Below are 12243 nucleotides of genomic sequence, written 5' to 3'. Positions count from 1 at the left end.
GCTCTCACGGAGAATTGTTAGTGGAGAGATCGTTTCAGTCCATCGAATGGATGCGTGACCCCGGCGGTCCCTACGCGTTCGCGACCTGCTGGAGCACGTCGGGGGCCTCGTCGAGCGCGTCGTCGAGCGCGTCGGCGTCGGGGCCGCCGCCCTGCGCGAAGTCGGGCGGGCCGCCGCCGCCGCCGCCGACCTTCGCGGCGAGTTGGCTCACGACCTCGCCGGCGTTGACCGCGGAGCCGTCGGGGACGGCGACGACGAAGGTCGCGCCGTCGCGACCCGATCCGAGCACCGCGATCTTGTCCTCTTCGACGAGGGCGTTGGCCGTGGCGCGGAGTTCGTCCATGTCGCCGTCGAGACGCTGGACGACCGCGGTCTCCGCGCCGACTTCGACTTCCTCGCCGCCGCCCGAGCCCGCGGCGCGGACCTCGGCGAGTTCCTCCTTCAGGTCCTCGATGGTCTTGCCGCGCTCCTTCCACTCGGTGAAGAAGCGCTCGGCCGTCTCGGGCACCTCCTCGGGGGCCACGTCGAGGGTGTCGGCGGCCGCGTAGAGGGCGTCCTCGGTGTCCTGGGTGGCCTGGACGGCGGCGTCGCCCGCGGCGAACTCGATGCGGATGACGCCGTCCTGGACGCGCTCGGTGCCGAGGATCTTGATCGTGCCGATGTCGCCGGTGCGGGCGACGTGGGTGCCGCCGCAGGCCTGCACGTCCTCGGCGACGTGGACGAGCCGGATGTTCTCGCCGGCGGGGATGCCGCCCTGGTAGAGGTCGAAGCCGTGCTCGTCCTCGGCCTCGTGGCGGTCGGGCCACTCCTGTGTGACCGGCCCGTTCGAGCGGACGATGTCGTTGGCGCGGTGTTCGATCTCTTCGACCTGCTCGCGGGAGATCGATTCGTAGTGGGACACGTCGATGCGCGAGGACTCGACGCCCTTCTGGGCGCCGGCCTGGCGGACGTGCTCGCCCAGCACCTGCCGGGCGGCGTGGATGACGATGTGGGTCGCGGTGTGGTGGGCCATCAGCCGACGGCGCCGGGTCGCGTCGATCTGGCCGCGGACGAACTCGCCTTTCCCGGGGTCCTCGTCGGCCGTGTGGAGGATGACGCCGTCGACGATCTGGGCGTCGGTGACCTCGGCGGTCACGTCGTCGGTCGACAGCGTCCCGTGGTCCGGCGGCTGGCCCCCGCCCTCGGGGTAGAACATCGTCTGGTCGAGCACCACGTCGTAGCGGTCGTCGTCGCGCTCGAACACCTCCAGTACCACCGCTTCGAACTCCGTGCGCTGCTGGTCCTCGTAGTACAGCCGGTCGGTGTCCGGGAGCTCCGCCAGTCGATCGGCGTAGGGTCGGCCCTCCTCCTCCTCGAAGGCCTGGCCGCCGCCGTGGCGTTCGGCCACGAGCGCGTAGAAGTCGTCGGGCGCCTCCACCTCGACGCCCTTCTCGGCGGCGATCTCCTCCACCATGTCCGGCTGGATGCCGTGGGAGTCGTACAGCTCGATGAGCTCGCCGACCGGGATCGGCTCGCCCTGCTGAGCGTAGTCGTCGGCGAGCTGGCGGACGCGCCGTCCCCCGCGGTCGAGGGTCTCGCGATACTTCTCGACCTCGGTCCGGACGATGTCGCGGACGGTGTCGCGGTTCTCGTAGCCCAGCCGCTCGGCCTGCATGTCGACGAGTTCGTCCAGCGGCGCGTCGACGCCGACGTTGTCCACCAGGCGCTTGGTCCGGCGGAGGACCATCCGGGCGAGATAGCCCGTGCCGACGTTCGACGGGACGATGTTGTCGCCGAGCATGTACGCGAGCGTCCGGCAGTGGTCGGCGATGGCGTAGATGTCCTCCAGCGGTTCGAGCAGGTCGGTGAGTTCGCCGGTACTCACGTCGAGCTGGTCGGCGATGTTGTCGCGGGCCGACTCCATGTCCTCGGCCTCGTCGATGTCCATGTGGCCCGCGAGCTTCGCGGCGCGGTGGACGATCTCCGCCTCCCGCTCGGAGTAGTCGAGGCCGGCGTTCTCTTTCAGGAAGTCGATCGTCTCGGGGTAGACGGCCTCGTAGACGGTGGGGGTGCCCTGGGACATCCACGTCCAGCGCTCGATGCCGTAGCCGGTGTCGATGACCCGGCGGTCCATCCGGCTGTACGTGTTGCCGTCTTTCATCTCGAACTCCCCCTCCGGATCCTGCTCGAACTGCATGAAGACGAGCGTCGCGAGTTCGAGCCCGCGGTAGATGACCTCGAAGGCGGGGCCGGCGTTGCCGCCGCCGACCCACGGGTCCTCGATGAGGGTCAGATCCTCCACGTCGGCGCCGACCGAATCGAGCAGGTCGACGCAGTGCTCGACGCACTGGTCCTTCCAGTAGACCTCGCCCTCGTAGGCGTAGTCGGTGCCTTCGTCGGCGTTGAACGCGTGGTGGCCGCCCATCTCGAAGGCCATGGTGTGCCGGCCGGTCTTGCCGACGTTGTCGATGTCCTGCATCCGGATGCAGGGCTGGGAGACGACCAGCGGGTTGGCCGGCGGCGGGGACTCGCCGCTGGTGACGTGCGGTTGGAAGTCGTAAATAGAAGCCTGCGTGAGAAGCACGTCGTCGCGCCAGCGATTGGCCGCGACCGGGTAGGGGTCGATGCGCTCGTGACCCCGCTCCTCGAAGAAGGAGAGGAACGCCTCGCGGGTCTCTTCGAGCGACAGCTGTTCGTCGAAGCCGGGGTCGTCGATGAAGCCGTACTCTTCGCATGGCGGCTCGCCGCAGGTCGCCCGGTCCCCGTCGAGCGTCCAGAAGTGGGCCCCACACTCGGAGCACTCCTTCCGGTGGAAGCCGTGCTCCTCGAAGTAGTCGAGTCGATACTCCTGTTCGAGGTCGCTCATTCGTTGCTAGGTCTTGGCCCAGCGGCGCCTAAAACAGTTCCGAAGGTACGACCCCCGCTCTCACGGACACTCGCGTCCGATCGCGGTCGCCGCGCCCGCTCGCACGACGACCGACTGGTTCCGGCGTGCCGGTGACAAGACACATACCGGTTCCGGGTCACCGACGACGCATGCGTCGCTTCGCCATCGCCGGATTCGTCCTGTTGTTCGCCGTCGTCGTCGGTGCCGCGGCCGGCCTCTCGGCGCTCACGTCGGAGGACCGTCCCGCGAACGCCACCGTCTCGGCCTTCGAGCCGCGGGTGGCCGTCGGCAACCAGTCCGCGGACCCCTACCCCGACTCCGACGGAGTCGTCACCTGCAACGACCGGGGACCGATGCCGGGCAACGCCGGACTGAGCGGGTCGCTCGTCGTCGAACGTCCCCTCCGAGACGGCGGGCCGCCCGAACCGTCGTTCCGCGTGACCGTGTCCGTCGACGACGGCGCGCTCGTCGAGACCCACACCCTCGCGCTCTCGACGGGCGGCTCCGAGCGGTTGACGCTGTTCGGGACCGCCGACCGTCCGCCGTCGCTGGACGGCGGCGACACCGTCCCCGTCCGCGCGACCGTCACGACGGAGAACACCACCGTCGCCTCGGCCTCGCGCACGGTCGACGTCGCCGAGCGCGACCGCCCGTGCGCGGACGAACGCGGGAACTGACCGCGATCGCTGTCGCTGCGCCCGTCGCTCGCGTCAGTTGCCCTGGCCGTTCCCGGCGCCCTCGCCGGGACCGCCGTCACCGGGACGGTCGTCGTCCCCGTCCGATCCGAACTCGGCTTCGAGTTCGGCCTCGGCGTCGTTCGAACCGACCTCGATCTCGAGTTCCTCGGCGCCGGCGGGGACGCTGACGACGTACTCGCCGTCGGCGTCGGTCGTCCCGTCCGCGCCGTCGTCGACGCTCACCGTCGCGTTCGCGACCGCCGAGCCGTTCTCGGTCACCCGGACGGTGACGTTCTCGCCGGCGGAGACGTTGCCGACGAACGACGCGCTGATCGAGCGCTCGTCGTCATCGTCGTCGACTCGTTCGATCTCGACGTCGGTCCCGGACTCGCTCACGACCGGCTTCAGGATGTACTTCCCGCTGTTGCCCGCCTCGTGGACGGTCACGTCGTAGACGAAGTCGACTTCCGACCCGTTCTCGACGGTGAACTCCGTGTCGAGCTGGAGCTTGTTGCTCGGGAGTTTGACCCGCTGGTCGTCGCCGTTTTTCAGCGTCCCTTCGACCTCGCTGACCGCCATGTGGACCGTGTCGTACTCGCCCGAGGGAAGGTCGAACTGCTCCAGCAGCGTCGCGTTCGCGCCGCGCAACTGCGAGAGGTCGACCGAGGTCGCGTTCACGTCGCGAGTGACCCAGCGACCGTCCTCGTCGTCGTCCATCTCGTCCGCCTCGTCGTCGGACTCGGTTTCGGGTTCTTCGGTCTCCTCGTCGTCAGTTTCGATCGGGATCGCGGTCCCGTTGGCGGTCGTCTCGTTCTCGCCCGTCTCGTTCACGGACGTGGCCGTGGACTCGTTGTCCGTCTCGTCGGCCGACTCGTTGGCGGCGTCGACGAGGTGGAACTGCACCTGCGTGATCGTGACGTTCAGGTGCGCGAAGTCGTCCATGTCGTTGGGCTGGTCGCTCACGTAGAAGTTGACCGTCCCGGCGTCGGCGCCGTCGGTCGCGCTCCCGCCGTCGCCGCCGGTTCCGCTCCCGGCGCCGGGGGTCGCCGTGCCGGTCATTCCGGCACAGCCGGCGGTGACGACCAGCAGCGCCGTCGCCACCGCGACGACCGCTCGCCTCATACCGACACCTCCGCTCGCGGACTCGTTCGTCGGCTCGGTCGCGTCGCGGTCGCAGTCGGTCGGTGCATCCGTGACATCGTGTCCCCGTCTTTCGGCGGGACGCCCATATAAAAGGGAGTCGCCGAAGCCGAATTTCGACGGATCAAGTCGAGTTTCGAGGCGGCCGGAGACTCGCTCGCGGCCGATCCCGACCGACGCGCTTGAACGGACGAAACGGTTAAATAGGGGGACACGGCGCGGCGCCGACGGTCGCTGGAGCGCGGAGGACGGGATCCGACACGCGTTTACCGGGCGCCCGCCGAGGGGCGGACATGCGCGTGACGTTTCTCGGCACGAGCGGCGCGGTCCCGACCACTCGACGCAACACGAGCGCGCTGCTGGTCAACCGCGACGGCGACCGCTTGCTGTTCGACTGCGGCGAGGGGACCCAGCGCCAGATGATGCGCTTCTCCACCGGCTTCGCCGTCGACCACGTCTTCGTCACGCACTGCCACGGCGACCACGTCCTCGGCATCCCCGGGCTCGTCCAGACCTTCGACTTCAACGACCGCGAGCGCCCGCTCGCAATCCACGCCCCTCACGGCACCCGCGGCCAGATCGAGGACCTGGTCCACGCCGCCGGCAACGACCCGTCGTTCCCCGTCCGGATCAACCAGGTCGGCCCCGACGAGGTCGTCCTCGACCGCGACGAGTACGAGGTGCGGGCCGTCCGCACGGACCACCGCACCAACGCTGTCGGCTACGCTCTCGTCGAGGACGACCGCAAGGGCCGCTTCGACCGCGAGAAGGCCGAGGGGGAGCTCGGCATCTCCCCCGGGCCGAAGTACTCGAAGCTCCACCGCGGCGAGGCCGTCGAACACGACGGCCGGACCGTCGAACCCGAGGAGGTCGTCGGCCCGCCGCGACCCGGCCGCCGGATGGTCTACACCGGCGACACCCGACCGACCGACGCCGTCGCCGCCGCCGCCGAAGACGCCGATCTCCTCGTCCACGACGCCACCTTCGCGAGCGACTGGGCCGACCGCGCGACGGAGACCGCCCACTCCACCGCCCGCGAGGCCGCCGCCATCGCCGACCGCGCCGGCGCGAAACGGCTCGCGCTCACCCACATCTCCACGCGCTACGCCGGCGACGACTCGCCCATCGAACGCGAGGCCCGCGAGCACTTCGACGGCGACGCCTGGATCCCCGACGACGGCGACCGGTTCGACGTGCCGTTCCCCGACGACTCCGACGACGACTCCGCGGACTGACGCGCCGAGCCGGCGACAGCGCGAGCGCGGCGAGCGATTCCATCGCGTGCCGTCGAGTGCAGTCGCCGGCTCGTCACTTCCGTTCGAGCTGTCTCGAACGGAACCGACCCCTAGTCGCCGCCCTCGCGGCCGTGGGCGAACTCCTGTTCGACGGTCGTGCCGCTGAAGTAGGCGGCGAACCGGACGCCTGCGAGGCTCACGAAGACGCCGGCGAGGATGAACAGGGCGAGGCGGGTGCCGGGGGGTTCGAGGGTGGCACCCTCGAAGGCGACGGGGCCGACGTCGATGGGTCGGATCCGGTAGGGCCTGAACACGTCGGCGAGTTCGAGGAAGTACGCGGAGAACCCGCGGACGACGAGGCCGACGGCGACGGCGCCGAACGGGAGGTTGAGGTAGGCGCTGCGGACGCCCTCGCGGCGGATGAGTTCGTCGAGCAGGCGACCGGTACTGGCGGCCAGCGCGGCGCCGGTCAGCCAGGGGATGGCGTCGAAGGCGAAGCGGCTGGCGAGGATGAGCGGGCTCTCCGAGCCGAGTTCCGAGACGCCGATGGCGCCGGCGAACACGCCGACCAGCGAGAGACCGGCGGCGACGACGTAGGTGACCAGCGCGACCTGGCCCGAGTAGAGCGCCTCCTGGACCTGACCCGGGAGGGAGGCGAGGTAGGTGTCGATGCCGAGGCCCTTGTAGAGGAAGAAGAGACCGACGACGGCGACGATGGCGCCGGTGGCGACGCCGGGGCTGACGGCCCACCAGAGGACGGGGTAGGCGATCAGCGCGACGCCGATGGGGACGAGGACGGTCTTGCGCAGTTCCTCGTCGGCGAGGAACTGCTTGAGCAGGTAGTAGGTCGACTCGATGTCGCGGGCCTGGCGGACGACGACGCGGTCGACGGCGTCGACGGTGAGGCGCGACTCGACGATGGGGACGAGCCGCTCGTCCTCGGCGCTGTCGACGACGACCACGGCCGAGTCGGGGTCGTGGCCGTCGATGAGCTCCTCGACCTGGCGGGCGATGGCGCGGTCGGCGCCGATGGTGTCGTCGGTCCCCGCGAGCACCGCGACGACGGTCTCGTCGCCGGCCTCCGAGAGGTCACGGGAGACGCGGAGGGCTTCGAGCAGGCAGTTGACCTGGCTGTCCTCGGGGTCTTCGACGCCGACGTCGACGACGAGCGACTCGACGGCCTCCCGCCCCACCATCGGCGGGTCCGTCCCGGCCACGAGGTCGCCCGCGCGGTCGATACAGACGACCAGCGTTGTCACGGATCGACGGAGGCGGTCACGGGATAAAAATCCTCGCGACCGTTTCCGCCCGCGCGAGCGCCGAATCGCCCGAACGCGGAGCTCCGAAGGGACCGTCCGGCGCGGGGACGGCGTGGGCTCGGGCGGTACGGACTCGACGCCCGCGCGAGCCCTATCGACGGAAGCGCAGCCCGTCGGCGTCGCCGTCGACGGCGCTCGCGAGCCCGGCGCCGAAGGCGTAGGTGGCTCGCTGGGCGCCCAGGCTGACCCGCTCGCGCAGCGAGTGGGCGGGCTCGAACTCGCGGACCGCGACGGGCTCGCCGAGTCGGTCTTCGAGGGCGTCGGTCACCGCCCGGCGGGTGCCGAGTTCGTCGACGAGGCCGCGCTCGCGGGCCTCGCTCCCGAGGAACACGCGGGCTTCGGTCTCCTCGACGGTCGCGGGCTCCATGTCCCGACCCTCAGCGACGGTCTCGACGAACTGCTCGTAGTAGTCGTCGACGAGGCCCTGGAGGTACGCCCGCTCGTCGGGGCGCAGCTCCTTCAGGGGCGTCCCGGCGTCCTTGTACTCGCCGGCGGTGAACCCCTCGTAGGACAGCCCCAGCCGCTCGGCCAGGTCGTTGGCGTTGACCCGCGAGCCGATGACGCCGATGGAGCCGACCAGCGACCCCTCGCGGGCCCAGATCTCGTCGCAGCCGCTGGCGATGTCGTAGCCGCCGCTGGCGCAGACGTCGGTGGCGTAGGCGACGGTCGGCCCGTCGAAGCGCTCGGCGGCGATGCGGATGTCCTCGCTCGGGACGATCTCCCCACCAGGGGTGTTGAGCTTCACCAGCAGCGCCTCCGCGGCGGGGTCGGCGTCGGCGAGTTCGATCTGTTCGACCACGTCGTCGGCGCCGGCGCCGGTCGGCGAGCCGGGGACGCCGCCCGCGCGTTCGCGCGCGATCGGCCCTTCGACCGCGACCTCGGCGACGTTGTACGGCGAGACGAGCGACCCGGCGATCCGGCTCCCGACCCACAGCGCGAGGAGGGCGACCCCGGCGACGACGAGGAGGCCAAACAGGTCGACCAGCGAGTCGGTGCTGCGGACGAACACGTACCAGGCGGCGACGACGCCGACCAGGCCGACGAGGGCGGTCACGACCAGCGGGACGACGGTCCCCTCGACGGTCCCGACCGGGCCGCCGTCGGATGACTGACTGCTCATGGCTCCCTAGGCGTCGCGGTCGGCGGAAAAGCTGTCGGCGAAGTGCGGGTGCCGGCAGTGCCGGCGGCCGGGCGAACGGAGGGCTACAGCGCCACGCGGTCGAAGTCGCTCCAGACCTCGAACTCCGAGCGGCCGTCGAGGTCGTCGGTGTGGCGTTCGAGCATGTGCTCGGAGACGTTCGTGGTGACGACGCGGTCGGCGTCGAACCGGCGGGCGTCGGCGCGCAGTTCCTCGGCGTCGCCGTGGAACTCCGCGCCCAGGACGGAGCCGTCGAAGAAGAGCAGGTCCGCGCCGGTGCAGAAGTCGGGGACGGCGTCGACGCCGTCCACGTCGGGCGCGTAGACGACGGTCGACCCCTCGGCGGAGACGGCGTACCCCTGCGTGGGGAAGGCGTGCGTGCCGTGGTCGACGTCGAACGCCCGCACGTCGAACTCGTCGGTGCGGACCGCCTCGTCGGCGTCGAGCGGGACGTACTCGACGTTGTCGAGGATGTGCGGGAAGGTGTCTTCGGTGAACGTCCGGACCGGGCGGCTCCCGTAGACGGTGATATCCTTGCCGAAGGTCGGGTGGTCGAACTCCGACTCGTTCCGCACGTGGGTGTCCATCGCCGCCTGGTTCAACTCGTTGATCCCCCAGTAGTTGTCGAAGTGGGCGTGGGTCGCGAAGAAGGCGTCCACGTCGTAGACCTCCACCTCGTGGAGCTGGTCGGCGATGTCGGGACCGATGTCGAGGACGAGCCGCCGCCCGGCGGCCTCGACCAGCACCGCCGGGCGGCGGCGACGCTCGCTGGCGGCGCAGTACTCGCAGTCACACAGCGGCGCGGGCACGCCGACCGCGTCGCCGGTCCCCATGAGGGTGACGCGCATGCCTCCGTTTGGGCCGACCCACCGTTACCCGTTTCGTGTATCAGATATTCAACCCGTTCGGGCCACCGCTGCCGAACAGGCCGCCACCGCCGAACGGGCGACTCAGTCGCCGAACGGGCCGCCACCGCCGCCCATGCCACCCATCCCGCCCATGCCGCCGCCACCGCCGCCGCCCTGCATCTGCTTCATCATCCGCTCCATGTCGGCGTCGCCCATGCCCTGGAACTGGTCTAACATCTGGCGCATCGCGTTGTACTGTTCGAGCAGTTCGCGGATCCGCTCCTCGGGTTTGCCCGAGCCGCGGGCGATGCGCTCGATGCGGCTCTTGCCCACTGTCCGGGGGTTCTCCAGCTCCTCGTCGGTCATCGAGTCCATGACGACCTCGAAGTCCTGCAGGCGCTCCTGGGTCACGTCCATCGCGTCGTCGGGGAGCTGGTCCATGAGCCCGCCGCCCATCCCGGGGATCATGTCCATCACCTGGTCCAGGGGACCCATCTTGTTCATCGTCTCCATCTGCTTGCGCATGTCCTGGAGGGTGAACTTCCCCTCCATCATGTCCTCGGGGTCCCAGTCGTCTTCCTCCTCGCCCGTCTCCTCCATCGCCCGCTCGACGCGCTCGGTGAGCTGTTTCAGGTCGCCCATCCCGAGCAGCCGCGAGATGAACCCGGAGGGTTCGAAGCGCTCGATGTCGCTGACGGTCTCGCCGGTCCCGAGGAAGGCGATCGACGAGCCGGTCTCGTTGACGGCGGCCAGCGCGCCCCCACCTTTCGCCGTCCCGTCGAGCTTCGTGATGACGACGCCGTCGATGCCGATCGAGTCCTCGAACTCCTGGGCCTGGTCCTTGGCGGACTGACCCATCGCCGCGTCCAGCACCAGGAGGTCCCGATCCGGCTGGACCTCGGCCTCGATGTCCTCGATCTGGTCGATGAGCTCCTCGTTGAGGCCGTCGCGACCGGCGGTGTCGACGATCTTGATGTCGGCGTCTTCGACTTCTTCGAGCCCGTCGCGGGCGATCTGGACGGGGTCGTCGGCGTCGGGGTCGCCGTAGAAGTCGACCTCGGCGCGCTCGGCCATCTCCTTGGACTGGTCGTAGGCGCCGGGGCGGTCGGTGTCGGTCTGGATGATGGCCGGGCGCAGGCCCTTCTTCGAGAACCACCACGCCATCTTGGCCGCCGTGGTGGTCTTCCCCGAGCCGTAGAGACCGGCGAGCATGATCGTCTGCGATTTGAGCGGGAGGTCGGTGGAGTCGCCGACGAGGCCGACGAGTTCGTCGTAGACGACCCGAAGCACCCAGTCGTGGGCGGAGGTGCCGGCGGGCGGCTCCTCCTCTAGGGCGCGGGTCTTGATGGAGTCCGACAGCTCCATCACCAGGTCCACGTCCACGTCGGCCTGCAGCAGCGACCGCTGGATGTCCTTGACGACCTCCTCGACGTCCTCCTCGGAGATGCGGGACTGGCCCCGGAGGTCGTCGAGGGTGCTCCGGAGCGACGTTCCCAGATCGTCGAGTACCATTTGCCGCGGAGTACGCGGCCGGCCCGGTAAAGGCTTCGCCCTCGGCGGCGACGGGTCGCCCCCGCCGGAGACCGACGGGGGACGGACCGACCCCGCGACGCCCGATGGACTAAGGGCTCGCCGCACGGACTCTCGAACATGACCAGCAGTCGACGCGTGCGGTGGCACCGATGACGCCGGACCGCGGACGCGGCGGCGACGGTGACACCGTCGACCCCCACCCCGCCGACCGCGTCGAGTACGAGCCGGTCAGCGTCAAGGAACTGCTCGGCGAGATGAAAGACATCGCCGAGCTGCTCGTCGATCTGTCCTACTCTTCCGTCCTCTTCGACGACCCGGCGCTGGCCGCGGAGGTGCTCGAACTGGAGTCGGAGATGGACGTGCTCCAGTTGCGCGCGCGGATGAGCCTCGTGATGGCCGGGCGCTCGCCCGAGGAGGCAGAGGAGCTGGCGCCCATCTTCGGCATCGTCGGCGCCGCCGAGACGATCAGCGACGCCGCCGGCGACATCGCGAAGGTCGTCCTCGACGACGTGGGGTTGCCGGCGTCGCTGCGGGCGGGCCTCCCCGACCCCGTCGAGACGCTCGCCCGGGCGGAACTCGCCGGGGAATCGCCCTACGCGGGGCGGACGCTCGGCGACATCAACCTGGAGACGGAGACGGGCGTACGCGTGCTCGCCGTCCGTCGCGGCGACGAGTGGCTGCTCGACCCCGGCCGAGAGACGACGCTGCGACCCGGCGACGTGTCGTTCTGTCGCGGCCCCGACGACGGTATCCAGGGCGTCTTCGAGACGATGACCGGCGACCCCTACGAACGGTCGGCGGTCCCCGAGTCGGACATCGCGGACCTCGACCGAGCGGTCGAGACGGTCGTGTTGATGCGCAACGTCAGCGAACTCGCGGTCGACCTGGCCTACGGGTCGGTGCTGTTCGACGACCCCGAACTCGCCCGCGAGGTGAGCGAACTGGAGGTGGAGGTCGACGCGCTGAAGGAGCGCTTCGAGGCGTGGGCGCTCCGGGCGGCGGCCGAACTCGCGGAGCCGGTGGCGATCCGCGGGTTGGTCCACATCGCGACGAGCACGGAGGTGATCAGCGACGCCGCCCTGGAGATCAGCGAGGGCGTCCTCCGCGGGCTGGGGAGTCACCCGGTCGTCCGGGCGGCCGTCGAGGAGTCCGACGAGATCCTCGTCAGCGTCCCCGTCGCGGCCGGCAGCGACCTCGACGGCACGACCATCGGCGAACAGGCGCTCCGGGCGACCACGGGGACCCTCGTCATCGCGGTCCGCCGCGAGGGCGAGGCGGCGGGCGGGACGGACGGAGCGAACGGTGACGGCGACGCGGGCACCGGTCGGGCGGACGGCGACACGGAGTGGGTCCTGACGCCGTCGCCCGAGACGCGACTGCGCGCCGGCGACACCCTCATCGCGAAGGGGACCCGAGCCGGCGCCGAACGCCTGCGGGCGCTGGCCGGCGTCGGGGAGGGGACCGGAGCCGGACCCGGGTCACGGTGA

At 70.4% G+C, this 12243-nt stretch carries 9 protein-coding genes; 3 read left to right on the top strand and 6 right to left on the bottom strand.

The window, feature by feature from the left end:
• Window positions 1-70 precede the first annotated feature (70 nt).
• Entirely contained in the window at window positions 71-2845 is a 2775-nt protein-coding gene (alaS, locus tag HZS55_RS02215) for an alanine--tRNA ligase (protein ID WP_179910134.1), read from the bottom strand.
• A gap of 170 nt (window positions 2846-3015) precedes the next feature.
• Here alaS and HZS55_RS02210 point away from each other — a divergent pair, with 170 nt between their 5' ends.
• Window positions 3016-3543: a hypothetical protein gene (locus tag HZS55_RS02210; protein WP_179910133.1), complete on the top strand. Its 528-nt coding sequence runs from the start codon at window positions 3016-3018 to the stop codon at window positions 3541-3543.
• 33 nt (window positions 3544-3576) lie between these two features.
• Here the strand turns inward: HZS55_RS02210 and HZS55_RS02205 are convergent, their stop codons facing one another.
• Complete coding sequence (locus tag HZS55_RS02205; RefSeq protein WP_179910132.1) at window positions 3577-4665, bottom strand: DUF4382 domain-containing protein; 1089 nt, start codon at window positions 4663-4665, stop codon at window positions 3577-3579.
• Between the two features lie 311 nt (window positions 4666-4976).
• On the opposite strand from HZS55_RS02205, the gene rnz reads away from it, so the two are divergent.
• Complete coding sequence (gene rnz, locus HZS55_RS02200) at window positions 4977-5918, top strand: ribonuclease Z (protein ID WP_179910131.1); 942 nt, start codon at window positions 4977-4979, stop codon at window positions 5916-5918.
• Window positions 5919-6028: 110 nt separating this feature from the next.
• On the opposite strand, the gene HZS55_RS02195 is transcribed toward rnz, so the two are convergent.
• From HZS55_RS02195 to HZS55_RS02180, 4 genes are all read right to left on the bottom strand, one after another.
• Window positions 6029-7177, bottom strand: a complete 1149-nt coding sequence (locus tag HZS55_RS02195; RefSeq protein WP_179910130.1) for a DUF373 family protein — start codon at window positions 7175-7177, stop codon at window positions 6029-6031.
• 151 nt (window positions 7178-7328) lie between these two features.
• Complete coding sequence (gene sppA / locus HZS55_RS02190; protein ID WP_179910129.1) at window positions 7329-8357, bottom strand: signal peptide peptidase SppA; 1029 nt, start codon at window positions 8355-8357, stop codon at window positions 7329-7331.
• An 83-nt stretch (window positions 8358-8440) separates the two neighbouring features.
• Window positions 8441-9223: an MBL fold metallo-hydrolase gene (locus HZS55_RS02185; RefSeq protein ID WP_179910128.1), complete on the bottom strand. Its 783-nt coding sequence runs from the start codon at window positions 9221-9223 to the stop codon at window positions 8441-8443.
• 102 nt (window positions 9224-9325) lie between these two features.
• The gene (locus tag HZS55_RS02180; protein ID WP_179910127.1) at window positions 9326-10735 is read right to left on the bottom strand and encodes a signal recognition particle protein Srp54; all 1410 of its coding nucleotides are present in this window, start codon (window positions 10733-10735) and stop codon (window positions 9326-9328) included.
• Window positions 10736-10905: 170 nt separating this feature from the next.
• Between HZS55_RS02180 and HZS55_RS02175 the strand changes: the two genes are divergently transcribed.
• The gene (locus tag HZS55_RS02175; protein ID WP_179910126.1) at window positions 10906-12243 is read left to right on the top strand and encodes a potassium channel family protein; all 1338 of its coding nucleotides are present in this window, start codon (window positions 10906-10908) and stop codon (window positions 12241-12243) included.

Source organism: Halosimplex rubrum, from assembly GCF_013415885.1.
GTDB classification, from domain to species: domain Archaea; phylum Halobacteriota; class Halobacteria; order Halobacteriales; family Haloarculaceae; genus Halosimplex; species Halosimplex rubrum.
The sequence above is the reverse complement of the archived record's forward strand: the minus strand, read 5'-3'. Positions and strand labels throughout refer to the sequence as shown.